Genomic DNA, 17,713 nt, shown 5'->3' with positions numbered 1-17,713 from the left:
CATAGAAATACCGTTAATTTAACAGTACCCACCGCGCCTCTTAATAATCCCTACCCCGGTGGGTCATTTTAATTCCCAAATTTCAGTTTCCAAATTCAGAACATAATAGATAACGACTTCGCTTATGATTAAAACAGATAAAGCGCGATAAACATTGTAAACAGTTAAAAACTGTTTTTTAAACATTTTTAACTGTTTTCTCAATTCAAATTATTGTGAATAATTATATAAGATATAAATGTAAGCGTTTTCTATTAAAGAGATGTTAGAAAGAGGGGGAGAGTTTTTTATTTTGTACGGAAAATGAACCAACACCATGAGTCTTCTTACATTTTCACAGAAAAAATAGAAAGGTCAGGTGGGTCGGATGTCGAAAAGAGAATTATGGGGGAAAAAGTATTTTTCATCTTTTCTCGTTTTATTATTGATGATTTCAAGTTTTCCTTTCATGGGGAAAGCAGAGGCCGCTTCTGAAATGTGGCGATTTGACTTTGGGACAGAGGATAGCCCGGTTAAGGAAGATTATACGCAGGTACATCCTAATACCGAGTATAAGGAAAAACAAGGATATGGATTTGAAGATCCTTCAAAGGTAACAGCAGTTGCACGGGAGGGGCAAGATAAATTAAATGGGGATTTTATCGTTTTTACGGAAACTACTTTTCAAGTAGATCTCCCAAATGGTGATTATGCGGTTAAGGTTATTGCCGGGGATTCTGCTGAAACAACCGAGTTTGGTGTGAAGGCGAATTCCATCCAAAAGATCCAAAATACGTCTGTGTCAAAGGGAGAATTTGTTGAACGCGAATTTGACATTGCCGTAATTAATGATCAAATAGCAATACAATTGACTGGCGATCATCCGAAAATCAATGCTTTAGAAATTAAAGCATTGCCTGAACGAGCTGCCTCAGATGATCCGGCGGTTTACATCGTCAGTGATTCAACTGCTCAAACATTCGATCCATATTGGAAGCCAGAAGCAGGGTGGGGGCAGATGCTTCCGAAGTTTTTCGATGAAAAGGTCAAAGTAAACAATCATGCCATTGGTGGTAGAAGTACGAAAACCTTCTATAATGAAGGACGTTTAGATGCGGTATTACGAGAAATAAAACCAAAAGATTATTTGCTTATTCAATTTGGTCATAACGATGCAACCGTCAGTGTGCCGGATCGTTATACCCCAGTGGAGGATTATAAAGAGTATTTAAAAACCTATGTAAATGGGACACGTCAACGCGGCGCGATACCAGTTTTGATTACACCCGTAAATCGAAGGGATTTTAATAAAGATACTGGTAAATTCAATGTAAGTTTTCCAGAATACAAACAAGCAGCGGAAGAGGTTGCCGAAGATTTGGATGTGTTATTAGTTGATTTCAACACATTAAGTCGCGGGTATTTTGACCAAATTGGTCCTGAGGGAACACGCTCTGTCTTTTTACATGCTGACCCAGGAATTTATGAGGCTTTTCCAAATGGTGTAGAAGATAATACTCATTTCCAAGAATATGGAGCTATTCAAGTCGCTGGCATTCTCGCTTCAGCCATCGCAAAGCTTAATACGCCATTGGCGAATTATGTTGTGGATGGTGGACAAGCAGGTGAAGTTCCAGCTACTCCGAAAAATATCGTTGTATCGAATATAAGTAATGCAGGCGCATTATTATCATGGGAGCCTTCAGAGGGTGCGGATATTTACCGTATTTATCGTAAGCTTACGGAAGAAAAGGAATATCAGTTAGTAAATACCTCGACAGTGCCACAGTTAAGCTTGACTGGTATGGAGGAAGGGAAGACATACGATATTGTGATTACTGCACTGAATGGAAAAGGCGAGTCTGAACAGTCTGAAGCCGTACAAATTTTTACAAAAACGGCTGTTTGGAAATTTGATTTTGGACAAACGCAAAATGGAGGTCGATCTCCAGTTGCGAAAGGATATAAGGAAGTAAATTTATCGACCCTTTATACAAAGGAATTAGGATACGGCATTGTCGATAATAAGGGAATGATTGCACGTGATCGCGGTGATGGCGGAGATTTGCTTCGTGATTGGCTTGGGTATTTTGATATTGGCTGGGACTTTCAAGTTGATTTGCCGAACGGCCTTTATGCGGCAAAAATTCATGTTGCAGATTTTCTTGGTAGTGCACGTACGAATGTAGCGATTGAAGGGCAAGATTATGGAGCAGTTAATGCCCCGAAAAATGGCTCAATCGAACGAGTGATTTCAGACATTTCGATTACAGATGGACAAATGAATATTCATTTTGGAGGGTCCACGGGAATCGCAAATGGTCTAGAAATTACACCTATTTTTCAGGCGCCAGGTGGATTGAAATTGGACGAGAAAAACTTTGATCCACAATCCCCCTCTGTAAAAATATCATGGGATGCAGCAGATGATGCTAAGCATTATCGTGTGTATCGTAAAGTAATTGGATCGAATGAAGCGGAACAAATTGCTGAAACGAGTGACCCAACTTTTACAGATACAAAGGTTGGAGTTGGAGATGTGTATGAATACACCGTTACAATGGTGGGGCATAACGGAAAGGAAACGGTTCCTTCTTTACCTTTGCAGGTAGAAATGGTCGATTCATCACAAGCAATTCCTGATGTTCCACAAAATCTTAAAGAGCTTTCCATTAATAAAAATGACGTAACGATATCGTGGGATGCTGTTGAAGACGCTCTTTCTTACAATGTATACCGTGCAACAAAACCAGATGGGGAATTTCAATTAATTGGTCAGACAGATAAGAAAGAATACACAGATACATCTGTTTTAACAACCACTCCTTATTATTATAAAGTAGCTGCAGTGAATGCCGGGGGAGTATCAAAACAGTCTAAAGCTTTGAAAACATCTGTGCCAACTATTTTAAAGAAACAAATGGAAGATCTTGATCGCGCGCCAGTAGCGGTGAAAACAAATGAGGGAGTTTACTTAAGTTGGAGAATGCTAGGAACGGATCCTAAGAATATAGCATTCCATGTTTATCGAGATGGTAAAAGGATTTCCGAAAAGGAAATTACAGCAAGCACAAATTATTTGGACAAGGATGGAAAAAAAGATTCCGTCTATGAAATTAGAAAGATCATAGATGGAAAAGAGCAAAAACAAAAGGACAAAATAACGATAATGGAAAATAACTTTTTCGACATTCCGTTGCAAAAGCCAGCTGATGGTGTGACCCCACTTGGTGATCCGTACACTTACCGTGCGAATGATGTAAGTGTGGGTGATTTAGACGGTGACGGAAATTATGATTTGGTTGTCAAGTGGGATCCATCTAATGCAAAAGATAATTCACAATCTGGTTATACAGGCAATGTCTATGTAGATGGTTATAAAATGGATGGAACACTTCTTTGGAGAATTGATCTCGGTGTGAATATTCGTGCCGGTGCTCATTATACTCAATTTTTGACATATGATTTTGATGGTAATGGTCATTCAGAGATTGTCATGAAAACTGCTGATGGCACAAAGGATGGACAAGGGAAAGTGATTGGACGAGCAGACGCCGATCATCGCAATAGCAGTGGTTATGTTCTCCAAGGAGATGAATATTTAACGATTTTCGATGGGAAGACGGGAGCTGCAATCGATACGGTTGACTATGATCCACCACGAGGAAAGGTCGATGATTGGGGAGATGGTTACGGAAATCGCGTAGACCGTTTCTTAGCAGGTGTAGCATATCTAGATGGGGAAACACCAAGTATTGTCATGACGAGAGGCTACTATACTCGTTCCGTATTAGTCGCTTATGATTTTATTGATGGGAAATTGGAAAAGCGGTGGAAATTTGATTCCAACGATAAAGGCAATAGTCAATATGCTGGACAAGGCTACCATTCATTAAGTGTGGCAGATGTGGATGGCGACCAAAAGGATGAAGTTGTTTTCGGGCAAATGGTGATTGACGATGATGGTACAGGATTATACAGTACAGGTTTAGGACATGGAGATGCACTGCATGTGGGTGACTTTATCCCGGACCGCGAAGGACTGGAAGTATACTCGGTGCAAGAAAATAAAAGTGCGGAATATGGCTATGTGATGCGAGATGCAGGAACTGGCAAGGTATTATGGGGGGAACACACAGGACAAGACACAGGGCGTGGATTAGTTGCTGATATTGATCCTACTCATGAAGGTGCTGAAGCTTGGGCTATTAATGGAGCATGGAATAGTCAAGCTGGTGGCTTGCATGCAGCAGATGGGAAACAGATATCAGATAATATCCCTACATCTAACTTTGCTATTTGGTGGGATGGTGACTTGTTGCGTGAACTCCTTGATCATGATTTCGATGAGGAACTTGGTGCAGGAGTGGGTAAAATTGATAAATGGGATTATGAAAATAAAAAACTTGTCAATTTATTAACGGCTGAAGGAACATTATCGAACAATCACACGAAGGGAACACCAGCGTTACAAGCCGATTTATTTGGTGATTGGCGTGAAGAAGTGATCTGGAGAACAGAGGATAGTAGTGCACTTCGTGTATTTACAACAACAGATGTAACAGACCATAAAATTTTCACCTTAATGCATGATCCACAATATCGTGTGGCGATTGCTTGGCAAAATGTCGCCTATAACCAGCCGCCACATCCGAGCTTCTTTATTGGAGCGGGAATGGAAGAACCTTCAATTCCGAATATTGAGGTTATAAAAGTAGATAAGGAGGATCCAGATCCGGAACTAGATGTTTCAGAACTAGAATCCTTATTGGAAGAAGCAAAATCAATTAAGAATGAAGGGAAGTATACGGAATTCACGTTTACGGCCTTGCAAAATGCGATATTGATAGCAGAAAAGGCTCTTGGAGAGGTGAAAACGGTAGATGAATTGAACGCTGCGATTGCAGCTTTACAATCAGCGGTGGATGGGCTGGTAACACTAGAAGCATTCAATACATCTTATATGCTTTCCATCCTTGAAGCGCATCAAGGAGATGTAGCTGAAAAAGATTATCGTGCTCTCCATACTCATTTGACAGCAGTGGGCCAATTTGAGCAAAAGGGAGCGGCTGAGAAAATAATCAAACATATGGAAAACTTTAAGAAATTACTTGATCATCAGTTGGAAAACAATTTGATTTCTCAAGAACTATACGAAATTCTCAAGACAGATACCAATTCGCTTATTCAAAAATGGGAAGCTAAATAATAGGAGTATCTAAAGGGAATTCCCCATGAGCTAGCATGGGGAATTCCGAATGATAGGAATCAGTTACATGAGCATAATGAGGTTCCTTATTTACACATTCTATTCTGTTCATCCTACTATCTGCTAGATATTCAATTAGATTTTATTGAAATGGTAGATGATCGGATTATAAGCCTCTTGGAAGGGAGATGGAAATGAAGCGATACCGCAGAACTAAAAAAAAGCAGTGCAGTGCCCATAAAGGTGGAATAATGAAACCAATGCAGCTGCTAATTCTATTATACTTGTTATTTTTAATCGGCTCGCAGCTAACAACACCAACTAGTGCCTCTTTCCAGGATGTTACAACGATTATGGGGACACTATCTGTACATGATGATTTTGAACATCAACAGGGAGAGAAGGAATTACCTTTTCAAAGTGAAAATCAATTAAAAGCAGCAGAGGCGGTTGATGACGAGGTTGTAAAAGATGAAAACCATGAACAAGAAGAGAAGAACTTTGGAGAAGTTCCCGAAAAAGGGGAACAGGATCTTAAGAGTGATTTGCAAGTTCATCAAGAGGAAAAACAAAGTACAATAGAAGAAGAGGAAAGCCCCGAAGGAAAAGAACAAGATCAAGTTAACTCAAAGGAGCCGCCTAATTTATCTACTGATATCACAGGTAGTCAGGAAAAGAAGGATATCAAACCAGAAGCCGAACAAGCTTTGAAAAGCGAAGGACAAGATGACGCTAAACTGGATTCCGACAAGGCAATAATAGAATCAGATGTACAAAAATCAGATCCACCGGAGTGAGGCGAATATGAAAGGGAAAATCATTCTAAAATGGATTAGCAATTGCATCTCAACCCTGTTCATCGTCCTGTTAGTCTGTGTTGTATTTATCGTCATTTCATCTCGAGCAGCAGGAGGAGAAGCAAGCCTATTTGGTTACCAATTAAAAACAGTATTATCTGGTTCCATGGAGCCAGAAATGCAAGTTGGTTCGGTTATTTTGGTCCAGTTAGCAGATGAAAATGATAGGTTTAAAAGCGGTGATGTCATTACATTTCAGACCAAGGACGCAATTCTTGTCACACATCGAATCATCGGGGTAGAAAATGATGGTCAGCGCTTTATTACCCAAGGCGATAATAATAATGGACCTGATGTAGAACCGGTCTTAGCCCAAAATATTGTTGGGAAATATTCGGGGTGGACGGTCCCGTATTTGGGCTATGCCTTCCATTATGCGAATACGAAGCAAGGAGCCATCCTGTTGTTGTTCATACCTGGTCTGTTGTTTCTTGGACATGCTATATTTACCATTTGGCGTACGCTGCGTCTAATTGAAGTACCTAAAAGGTCCAATCCTAAAGGAACAATAGATTGATAGATTTTTACAATATAAAAAATGGGGGAGAAAACGGATGAATATCAAAAAGCAATTAAGTATGGGATTACTATCAGCTGTCATCGGCATTACATTAATTGGGGGCGGAACCTACGCGTATTTTAGTGATAGTGCGGAAACGAATAATACATTTGCAGCAGGGACGTTGGATCTCGCTGTGAACCCTACTCAGATTATTGATGTCAGCAACATGAAACCAGGTGACTCCTTTATACGTGATTTTGAACTTCAGAATAATGGTTCATTGGATATTGGAAAAGTATTATTAACAACTGCTTATACAGTGACAGATGCAAAGGGAGATAACGCAGAAGACTTTGGTGAGCATATTGAAGTAGAATTTCTTTACAATATGGACAAGCTCGACGAAGTCATTTACAAAACAACTTTAGCTAAACTAAAAGATATGAATCCAGAAGTTGTAAATGAAAAGGTTTTCGAACCAATCTTCGATGAAAAAGGTTTGCCAACAGGTAAAATGAACGATCTCGTCGTAAAATTCAATTTTATCGATAACGGTGAAGACCAAAATCAATTTCAAGGAGATTCAATGGATCTTACCTGGACATTTAACGCCCAACAAACAGAAGGAAAGCAAAGATAGATTAGTTGTTAGTTGTTTGGGTGCCTGGCACCCAAACAAATCAGTTTAACTCCCAAAACCTTTTGGGTTTTGGGAGTTAAACTGATTTGCTGAGTAAGTTTTTTGGAATCTTTTCATGAATTTTTCTTGATTAGATTTAGATTTTGCCCGGAGTTGTTTGGGTGCCTGGCACCAAAACACAATTAATGCTACTGAAAATATCTATTTCAATGAGACTAAATATTTTATCTTGACTATTAAAATAAAAAACGATACACTATGTGTAACCGGTTACCTATTTGCGATGGAGTGAGAAAAGTGGTTTCGATTAAAGACGTAGCAAAACATGCAGGCGTATCAGTTGCAACGGTGTCCCGAGTGTTAAATGACAAAGGATATGTGAGTGTAGATACAAGGAAGAAAGTAGAAGAGTCCATTGAAGAATTGAAATATAAACCAAATGAAGTTGCTAGAAGCCTTTTTAAAAAACAATCGAAAACAATTGGTTTAATCGTACCGGATATCATGAATCCGTATTTTCCTGAATTAGCTCGGGCGGTTGAAGATACAGCTGCTGGACTTGGATATAATGTGATTTTATGTAATTCCGATGAAGATGAGGAAAAAGAACAACGTTATTTGGATGTTTTGCTACAAAAATATGTAGATGGAATCATTGTCTCTTCAAATACCTTAAAGGCAAAAACGATACATGAATTGAATATACCTGTAGTCAGCATCGATAGGGAGATTAGTAAGGATATACCAACTATTGTAGTGGATAATAAAAAGGGAGCACGAATGGCTACCAGCTTTCTGAAAAAAATAGGTCGCCAGAAAATCGCCCATATTAGAGGTCCTAATCATGTGGTAAACGCTGCAGAACGATGCGAAGGGTATAAAGATGTAGTATCTAAGGAACCGTGGTTTAAAGAAAGTTATATTGTAAACGGAAACTATCATATGGAAACATCAACTGAGGTAACATTACAGCTTTTACAATTACATCCTGAGATTGATGGGATTTTTGCTGCGAATGATACGATGGCAATTGGTACGATTAAAGCAGCTCATCAGCTTGGACTAAAAGTACCTGAAGACATATCTATCATTGGCTTTGATGGTATCACATTGTCTAAAGCAACAACCCCAGAACTAACAACAATCGCACAACCGATGTATGATTTAGGGGAAAAAGCAGCCACAATGCTAGTTAGGTTAATTGAAGGAGATCAATTGGAAAAGAACTTCTATCAGCTTGACATTAAATTAATAGAGAGACATTCAACATAAGGAGGGGAAGTAAGTATGAGTCATACCCCTAAAATAACTGTCGTGGGAAGCATCAATATGGACATGGTAACGATTACGAACCAGCTCCCGAAGATGGGTGAAACAATCATAGGGCAACAGTTTCAAATGAATCCTGGGGGAAAAGGTGCCAATCAGGCTGTAGCAGCTGCACGTCTGGGAGCGCAAGTTCGTATGATTGGCTGTGTCGGCAATGATACTTTTGGTAAGGATTTACTGCAGCATCTTCATACTGAAGGTGTTGATGTAAGCAATGTGGAACCGGTTACCTATTCAACTGCAACAGCTACAATTATTGTTTCAAATAATGATAATAATATTATTGTTGTACCTGGTGCCAATAATTATGTAACATCCACCTACGTGGAATCGAAGCGGGATGTAATTGCAAATAGCGATATTCTAATCCTACAGTTAGAAATTCCGCTAGAGGCAGTACGAAAAGCAATTGAAATTGCAAAAGAAAATGGAGTAACTGTGATATTAAATCCAGCTCCTATTTGTGATCTTCCAGATGAATTACTTGAACAAGTTGATTATTTAACACCCAATGAACATGAGTATATACATTTAAATATAAAAGAAAACCGTACAGACTTGTTAGAGAAGATAATCTTAACAAAAGGAAGCGAAGGTGTTTCCTTCCGTGATCATGGGGAGGATAAAAATATCTCTGCATATGAAGTAAGTGTTGTTGATACTACTGGTGCCGGAGATGCTTTTAACGGAGGTTTTGCATTTGCTTTAGGTAAAAGTCTTCCTTTAGAAGAGGCTTGTGCTTACGGAAATGCAGTAGGTGCATTAGCAACAACGAAGCTTGGTGCGCAGACAGGAATGCCAACAAGTGAAGAAGTTAAAGCATTTCTTCGCAAATAAGTAATTTCTAAAAGTAGAAAATCTGTACAGATAATGAGGCCGATAATAACGTAACTCATTATCTGTCCTATGAATAGAAAAGCAATACCAATTATTGTTATCGCTTACTAAAATATGGAGGGGAAATAACATGACAAAACGACCAATTATTATTGATACGGACCCAGGAATTGATGATGCTGTAGCTATTGCAATCGCTCTTTTCAGTGAGGAATTAGATGTTAAATTAATAACAACGGTTGCTGGAAATGTTGGCCTTGATAAGGTGACATATAACGCATTGCGATTACTCAAGTTTTTTAAGAAGGATATACCTGTAGCTATTGGTGCTGATCGTCCACTTATGAAGGCGCCAATTGATGCCAGTAATGTACACGGAGAGAGTGGAATGGATGGGTTTGATTTTGAAGAGCCAACACATGAGTTGGTGCTGAAAGAGAATGCTGTCAATGCCATGTATAGAGTGATCATGTCAAGTGAACAACCAATAACGCTTGTTCCCATTGGCCCGTTAACAAATATCGCTTTATTACTAAAGATGTACCCAGAGGTGACTGATCACATTGCTGAAATTGTATTAATGGGAGGATCTACCGGAAGAGGCAATGCAGGCGTAATGGCGGAATATAACATATTTGCGGACCCAGAAGCAGCTAAAATTGTATTCCAAAGTAATATTCCAAAGGTGATGGTTGGGCTAGATGTTGGATTAAAAGCGTTAGTTTATCCAGAAGATAGTGAAAGATTAAAAGAGTTAAATGAAACAGGAAACATGATCTATCATTTATTCAAAAAATATCGAGGTGGCAGCTTAAAAACAGGGTTGAAAATGTACGATAGCTGTGCTGTTGCTTATTTACTAAAACCCGAGATGTTTGAAGTAATCGACACTTTTGTAGATGTAGAAGTCAATGGAACTATGACGTCAGGCTGTACAGTAGTAGATATCAAAGGATATTTAAAACAGCCTAATAATGCAAAGGTTTGTATAGATATTGATCCGGTAATATTTAAAGATTGGTTCATGGAAAGTTTATCAAGATGTAATTGATATGATGAATCTTAAGGTATTGGTCCGATTTGTGTGAGTGCCTGGCACTCACACAACACTCACACAATTCATCGAAGTTATTCAACATAAGGGGAGAAGATAATTATGACTCTTGATATTATAATGTATGTCTCAGCTATTCTATCTATAGCAATCGTAGTATATATGCTAATTAAAAAAATGGATATTAAAATTTCCCTCTTCTTGATGGGTATCGTACTCGTTTGGATCAGTCTTGCGATGGGAAAAGAAGTTGCTATTAAAGATTTTGTTTCAACAGGATCTTTATTGCTAGATCCACTCCTAGTAATTGTCCAACAATTTAAAGATACTTTTAGCGCGGCTGGATTAGTCATCCTGATGTTGGGTGGATATACAGCATATATGTCCGCTATAGGAGCAAATGATGTTACAGTCGATGTATTAACTAAACCAATATCGAAGTTTAAATCAGTTTATGTTTTGGTCCCAGTCGTATTCTTAATAGGGAATTTACTTTCTCTTGTTGTACCTAGTGCCTCCAATTTAGCGATTATCCTACTTGCTACTCTTTACCCTGTGTTAAGAAGAGCTGGGATGTCAGCATTAACTGCCGGAGCAGTAATCGCCACATCGGCTACGATCGTTCCGACACCATTGGGAAGCGACAATGTTGCTATTGCTGAAGAATTGGCAAAACACACTGCTTTTGCCAATATAAATGTAGCTGATTACGTATTTAACTATCATGCATTAGTGTCCATACCTACATTAATCTTTATCGCTATCGTTCATTTCTTTTGGCAAAGAAGAATGGATAAAAAAGCTCAACTTGGAGCTACATCTGCAAATGAAGATAAACTTGAAGTAAAAGAGTATGCTGAAATTGGTGGAGGTAAGCTATATAAAACAGTGTATGCGATCCTTCCTGTATTTCCAATTATTCTATTATTGGCGGCGTATGGAGTTCAATTATCTACTGGTATAACAATTGATATTAGTGTTGAGGTTGCTACTATAGTCTCCCTCATACTTGCCATTATTTGTGAACTCATTAGATTTAAAGGTGATAAGAAAGTCTTGGAAAATACCGAAACATTCTTTAAAGGAATGGGCGGAGCAATGTCGATTGTAGCACTGTTAGTGGCAGCATCAGTATTTGTCACTGGTTTGAAATCAATAGGGCTAATTGACGAGCTACAACAGTCTATGCAACACATCCAAGGTCAAGGATTTGACTTTGCATTACCGTTGATACTAGTAGCTTTTACAGCTCTCATTGTTTTGTTAAGTGGTAGTGGTATCGCCTTGTTTTTCGCTATGATTCCATTAATTGTTCCATTAGCTGAAGCAGCGGGGATTAGCCCAATAGCTATCTCTGTTCCAATGGGACTAGCTGGCAACCTATTTAGAGCGGTTTCTCCTGTAGCAGCAGTTGTATTAATTGTAGCAGGAACAGTAAAAGTAGACCCAATAGAAATTGTTAAAAGAACAACCGTACCGATGGTTTCTGGCGTGGTCTTTATGTTTATATTATCTATGATAATATTTCTATAATTAATAATATGATGGTGAATATTTGCAAATTTTTAACATCATGAAGGAGCTATGAGTTTAACCTTATTTGATTCTAGATAAAACTTGCAAATAGTGATTGATATCGTATTTTTAGTAAAAATACGAATATCGCAACAATTATCGGGTGACGAAGAACTTGAATAAATGCTCATATTTGGCTTAGAGGATATAAGGAAAAATAGATTTTAATCCAAGATCCCAGTTTATAGTTAACAGACTTAATTAAGTCTTTCAAAGGATGGCTGCGACGCTAAAGGGGAAGGGGAATGAGATACTGTTATGGCCGGAACTAATTGGACCCAAGATCCTTTTGGACCCAAGATCCTTTTGGAGGTAAGATTGTCGCGGAGCAGTGGATATGAAGGGTGGCGTTAACTTCTTGGGGGGGGACTAAGACTTGAAGATGGCTTCCAAGTTACGAAAGATGGAGCCCGTCCTCTACAATCCCTTTCAAATGAAATTATTAGAGTATAAAACGTGAATAAAGTATTTCTTGGCTTGCTAACAATTGTTAGCGGCTTTTTTTATTTTCGAATAGTAAGAAGTAAGTCGAAAAATGAAAATTATTACTTGACGGATAAAAAAAATGAATATATGATGGAAACATGCTAACGAGATAACGTTATAACGTTATGATGGGGAGGGCGATTAAAATCAATATAGATTTTACAATTGATAAAGATTCAATGCTTCCATTTCATTATCAAATTTATTTGAAATTAAAAGAGGCAATAGAAAGTAATCAAATTAAAGAGGGTGAGAAAATACCTTCTGAGAAAGAGCTCCAAACAATATTTGGTGTAAGTAGAATCACTGTCAGGAAAGCAATGGAGGACTTGGAAAGAGATGGATTTGTAAAAAAATACCAAGGAAAAGGCACCATTGTTATGCCAACTAAACACAATTATAATCTACAAGAATTAACGAGCTTTAGTTCTGATGTGCAGCAAGCAGGAGGTATTTCAAATTCGCAGATTTTAGACTTTAAGGAAGTAGAGGCCGATGTGAAGGTTGCTGATTTTCTAAAAATTGGTTTAGGAGAAACAGTGTATTATCTTGAACGCTTAAGGATGATGGAGAATAAAATTGTTGGTCTTCATAAAGCTTATATAAAGAAAAACAGTCCTGTTTTAATTTCGCCGGAAGAAATTAATAGTGAAACATCGCTTTACAAATTATTGACTGATAAAGGAATAAGGCTGAAGTCAGCGGATGAAATTTTAGAAGCAAGGATACCTAATGAGAAATTGAAGAAGCTACTTAAACTATCGGATGACCAAGCTGTTTTTTATAAAGAGAGAATTACATTTAATCATGATGATGAGCCAATAGAGTATGTAGAGATTTATTATAATGCTGATGCTTATCGTTACAAAGTATCCATGAGTATAAAGAGTGATTAAGAATAAACGAAAAATACCCATTAGAGAGGATTAATCAATGATTGAATTAAATTGTGCGAGGCAGGTTTTATCAGCGGAATATCAAGAAATGTTCGACAATATTGTTTATCACAGAGTATTAGGCGCAAGTAAGCATATTAATATGATTGGTGAAATGATAGAATCCATCGTCTTAGATGGGGGGGAAAACAATATCCCAGTAAATGCAATTGTCGATGATATCTTAACCGTGTCACATTTTTTTAAAGAGACTAGGGGTCAAGCGAGTCAAGCGATAAGTAACGCAATCAACATCATGATAAAGGATCTAGAGTATGCAAGAAACCTAGAAACAAAGGATGCAGTGGAATTCATTCTACGTGGAAAGGACAATTATTTGAAAGGGGCATCACAAGCCCTTGATCAAGTTGTTGAATATAGTGTTGAAGTAGCAAAAAACATGAAAAGAATAATGGTATTTGATTATTCCAGCACCGTGGATCGTTTTTTGGAAAACTTGGAAGGGCAAAACGGGTTAACTGTTTATATTCCTGAGAGTAGATCAATTGACGGAGGTCATGCATTTGTAAGGACCTGCCTGCAAATAGGCCATCAAGTTAAGTTTATACCAGATGCAGCAATCATGTATTTTCTGAAAGAATGTGAGGCCGCTTTCATGGGGGCTGAAACATTTTTCCCAGATGGGACAATGTTTAATACTACTGGTTCAGATATTGTTGGATTAGTTTGTAAGGAATTTAATGTTCCACTTTATGTTCTTACCCCTTTAATAAAGGTGGATATACGCTCCATATATGGTTATCAAAAAGTGTTAGTAGAGAATGATTTAACTCATAAATTAGCTGCCCATTGGCATATGGACGAACAGGAAAAAACAGATTTTATATGCCCAGAGTTATTAGGTGTAGATGCTAAATATATTACTGCTTATATTACAGAGCGTGGAATCATTCCAAGCCATCAAATCTTTAATGTTAGCCTTGAATACTATAACGAATTAAAAGGAGAAAGGTAAATATGGCTGATCTTTTACATCCAAACTGTTTAGCAATATCGATGATACAACCTGATCCCTTGCCAGGCAGTTATAGACATACAGATAAAAAAATTGATGATATTTTGTATCAATCATTAAAAGAAACAGAAATGGTGGCTGTTAATGGTTTTGATGGTGTGATACTTCAAAATATGAATGATATGCCGATAAAACAATATTCTTCACCAGAGGCTATCGCCTATATGACAAAAATCGGTTATGAAATAAGAAAGCGATTTCCTGATTTAATTTTAGGTGTTTTGATGAATTGGGATGGAGTAGCTGGACTATCAGTTGCTGATGCAATCGGTGCTGATTTCGTAAGGGTTGAACATTTATTTACAGGAGTTGAGGTAACAAGTGCAGGCCTGTTACAAGCACAATGTGTGGAAATCGCTGAATTGAGGAAGAGGATCAAAAGTAGTGTTCCAATCTATGCCGATGTATATGAAGTACATGGAGTGCCGTTAGGAAGAAAACCAATAGAGGATGCAGCATGGGAATCAGTTCATGAAGCCTTTGCCGATGGTCTATTTATAGCTGGAAAAAATGCCGAGGAAAGTAGAGAATTAGTAAAAAAAGCACGTTCCAAAGTAAATAGTACGCCTATTTTCTTAGGTGGAGGAGCTACGGGCGAAAATGTTTGTGAGCTACTACAAGATTATGACGGTGTTTGTGTTGCTACGTGGATTAAAAACGGTGATATGAAAAATCCGATAAATCCAGAGAGAGCAGAGATATTTATGCATGAAGTGAAAAGAGCGAGAAAAATGAAGAAGCAACCTATTAATTCTTAATTTTTTATAGCTTTAATTATTAGAATATGAGGAAGAGTAGGAGTGTTTGTAAATATTACAAAAAGGTTGGGGTTACTCTTGAAAAATCATGTAGAAATATTGGTCTATGGAAGTTTAAATATGGATTTTGTAGCTTTTTTAAATAAGCTGCCTAAAATTGGCGAGACGTTAAGTGCAAAGGATTTTATGATGGTTCCTGGTGGAAAAGCTGCGAATCAAGCTGTTGCAGCTTCACGCCTAGGTATTAAGGTAGGGATGGTAGGAAAAGTAGGCGATGATTATTTGGGAGAAGAGTTAATTAACAATATTAATCAAGAAGGTGTTGTAACGGAAACGATAAAAAAGGATGTTGGAAGTAGTACAGGTATTGCCATGATTGGTGTTGATCAAAATGGAGATAATATGATCATTACGAACAAAGGGGCAAATGAAAGTTTAACTATTTCTGATATTGACGAAGCAGAAGAGAGTCTTATTCATTCTAAGGCAGTTATTTTGCAACTAGAGATGGAGCAAGTTGTAGCAGAACATATTATAAGGAAGGCTAAACAACATGATAAATATATCATTTTAAATTTAGCACCTATTGTTCCAATTGATCCACAAGTTTTATCAATGGTTAACTTACTTATTGTTAACGAAACGGAAGCATTTGAATTAACAGGTATGGATATAAATACAATTGAATCTACAATAGAAGCAGCCAAAATATTGAACAATAGAGGAATTGAAAGCGTTGTAATTACATTAGGCGCAAGTGGGGCTCTATTAAGCACGTCATCTACTGCTCAGCATTTTCAGCCGCCACGTGTGGATGTTGTGGATTCTACTGCTGCAGGCGACTGTTTTGTTGCAGCGGTTTCAGCCTTTTGGGTCAGGAATGGTAATTTATATGACGCTGTCGAACATGCTGTAAAAATCGCAGCGTTGTCAGTTACTAAAAAAGGAGCACAGTCTTCTTTGCCAACGATTCAAGAATATGAAAACTTTATGCAAGGAAGGTGATTGAATGTCTAAGCCTATTCTTAAAATGGAGGCTATCACTAAAGAGTTTCCAGGAGTTAAAGCATTAAATGGAGTAGATTTTGAGATATATCCTGGAGAAGTCCATGCTCTAATGGGTGAAAATGGGGCTGGAAAATCAACTTTAATGAAAATACTTTCTGGAGTGTATTCTGAGACATCTGGAAACATGTATTTAGAGGGAAAAAAAATCACTTTGAAAAATCCGGTTGATGCACAAGCATTGGGAATTTCTATTATACATCAAGAATTCAATCTCTTCCCAAATCTTTCCGCTGCAGAAAATATTTTTATAGACCGAAAAGACTCAAAGGGAAAACTCGGTAAAATAGCTTGGAAGTCAATCTATAGAAAAGCAGATGAGTTAATAAAATCTATTGGTGCAAATATCGATGTGAAGAAAGAAGTTCAATACTTAGGCGTTCATAGTCAGCAAGTAATTGAAATTGCAAAGGCACTTTCACTTAATGCAAAGATATTAATTATGGATGAACCCTCTGCTGCGCTTCCAGAAGATGAAGTGCAAAATATGTTTAATGTTGTAAATCAGTTGAAGAGAAATGGTGTAGCGATTGTTTATGTATCTCATCGAATGAAAGAGATCTTTGAGATTGCTGATAAAGTGACCGTTTTAAGAGATGGAAAAAGAGTCTCAACTAAATTAATTAATGAAACTACTGAAGAAGAACTAATCAATTCAATGGTTGGTCAAGAAGTTGGAAATCTTTATCCGAATACTAATCATGAAATTGCTAAAGATATTGTGCTGTCAACTAGAGACTTTTATATTACTAATAAAGACAGGGTATCTTTTGATTTGCATAAAGGAGAAATATTGGGTTTCTATGGTTTAGTGGGTTCAGGTACCCACACCTTGGCCGAAAGATTATTTGGATTAAGGAAAGGCATTGGAGTTGTAAAAGTGCATTCAAAGGATGTAGTTATAAAGACTCCGAAAGATGCAATGAATCATGGTATAGCGTATTTACCGCCTGATCGACATCGACAAGGTTTAGTCAAAGAGCTTAGTGTAAAAGACAATATAAGTTTAACAGTTTTGAAAGAGTTATCCCAAGCCTTTATGATTAACAATCAAAAAGAGAAGGAGCTTACACAAACTTATATTGAACAACTTCGGATCAAGACACCAAATCAGAACCAGACAGTCAATTTTTTGAGTGGCGGAAATCAACAAAAAATAACATTAGCCAAATGGTTAGCTACAAAACCAGAGATATTAATAATGGAAGAACCTACTAGAGGTGTTGATGTAGGTGCAAAAGCGGAAATCTACAAATTAATTAATCGTTTAGCTTCCGAAGGACTAAGTTTTATATTAATCTCTACAGAAATGCCTGAATTAATAGGTTTAAGTGATCGGATTTTAGTAATGAATAATGGGAAGATAACAAAGGAATATGGAAGAAGAGAAGCTAATCAACATAATCTCTTAAAAGTGGCATCAGATTCAGATATGGTTTCGGAGGTATAAA

General features: G+C 37.6%; 13 protein-coding genes. All 13 read left to right on the top strand.

The genetic code is table 11. The features are described 5' to 3' along the window. Positions 1–367 precede the first annotated feature (367 nt). The 13 genes from MHB53_RS13340 to MHB53_RS13280 all read left to right on the top strand — a co-directional run bounded on the left by MHB53_RS13340 (position 368) and on the right by MHB53_RS13280 (position 17,712). Positions 368–5,188: a rhamnogalacturonan lyase family protein gene (locus MHB53_RS13340; protein WP_340919092.1), complete on the top strand. Its 4,821-nt coding sequence runs from the start codon at positions 368–370 to the stop codon at positions 5,186–5,188. A gap of 251 nt (positions 5,189–5,439) precedes the next feature. Then, positions 5,440–5,985: a hypothetical protein gene (locus tag MHB53_RS13335; protein WP_340919090.1), complete on the top strand. Its 546-nt coding sequence runs from the start codon at positions 5,440–5,442 to the stop codon at positions 5,983–5,985. 7 nt (positions 5,986–5,992) lie between these two features. Beyond that, positions 5,993–6,562 (top strand): signal peptidase I SipW, encoded by a 570-nt coding sequence (gene sipW / locus MHB53_RS13330; RefSeq protein WP_340919088.1) that lies wholly within the window; start codon positions 5,993–5,995, stop codon positions 6,560–6,562. 37 nt (positions 6,563–6,599) lie between these two features. Further along, positions 6,600–7,187 (top strand): CalY family protein, encoded by a 588-nt coding sequence (locus MHB53_RS13325; protein ID WP_340919086.1) that lies wholly within the window; start codon positions 6,600–6,602, stop codon positions 7,185–7,187. Between the two features lie 297 nt (positions 7,188–7,484). Continuing rightward, positions 7,485–8,459 carry a LacI family DNA-binding transcriptional regulator gene (locus MHB53_RS13320; protein WP_340919083.1) on the top strand — a complete coding sequence of 325 codons (975 nt, stop codon included), beginning with the start codon at positions 7,485–7,487 and terminating at the stop codon, positions 8,457–8,459. Between the two features lie 15 nt (positions 8,460–8,474). Continuing rightward, a complete protein-coding gene (rbsK, locus tag MHB53_RS13315) occupies positions 8,475–9,353 on the top strand; it encodes a ribokinase (RefSeq protein WP_340919081.1) in 879 nt (292 codons plus the stop codon). A 130-nt stretch (positions 9,354–9,483) separates the two neighbouring features. Then, positions 9,484–10,404, top strand: coding sequence for a ribonucleoside hydrolase RihC (gene rihC, locus MHB53_RS13310; protein ID WP_340919079.1), 921 nt, complete (start codon positions 9,484–9,486; stop codon positions 10,402–10,404). Between the two features lie 105 nt (positions 10,405–10,509). Then, positions 10,510–11,940 (top strand): C4-dicarboxylate transporter DcuC, encoded by a 1,431-nt coding sequence (dcuC, locus tag MHB53_RS13305; RefSeq protein ID WP_340919078.1) that lies wholly within the window; start codon positions 10,510–10,512, stop codon positions 11,938–11,940. Between the two features lie 653 nt (positions 11,941–12,593). Further along, positions 12,594–13,364, top strand: coding sequence for a GntR family transcriptional regulator (locus tag MHB53_RS13300; RefSeq protein WP_340919076.1), 771 nt, complete (start codon positions 12,594–12,596; stop codon positions 13,362–13,364). Positions 13,365–13,401: 37 nt separating this feature from the next. Then, complete coding sequence (locus tag MHB53_RS13295; protein WP_340919074.1) at positions 13,402–14,379, top strand: hypothetical protein; 978 nt, start codon at positions 13,402–13,404, stop codon at positions 14,377–14,379. Positions 14,380–14,381: 2 nt separating this feature from the next. Continuing rightward, positions 14,382–15,197, top strand: coding sequence for a BtpA/SgcQ family protein (locus MHB53_RS13290; RefSeq protein ID WP_340919072.1), 816 nt, complete (start codon positions 14,382–14,384; stop codon positions 15,195–15,197). 78 nt (positions 15,198–15,275) lie between these two features. After that, positions 15,276–16,202: a ribokinase gene (gene rbsK / locus MHB53_RS13285; protein WP_340919071.1), complete on the top strand. Its 927-nt coding sequence runs from the start codon at positions 15,276–15,278 to the stop codon at positions 16,200–16,202. Between the two features lie 4 nt (positions 16,203–16,206). Beyond that, the gene (locus MHB53_RS13280) at positions 16,207–17,712 is read left to right on the top strand and encodes a sugar ABC transporter ATP-binding protein (RefSeq protein ID WP_340919069.1); all 1,506 of its coding nucleotides are present in this window, start codon (positions 16,207–16,209) and stop codon (positions 17,710–17,712) included. Position 17,713: the final 1 nt, after the last annotated feature.

It is taken from the genome of Bacillus sp. FSL K6-3431 (assembly GCF_038002605.1).
Classification (GTDB): Bacteria; Bacillota; Bacilli; order Bacillales; family Bacillaceae_C; genus Lederbergia.
The sequence above is the reverse complement of the archived record's forward strand: the minus strand, read 5'-3'. Positions and strand labels throughout refer to the sequence as shown.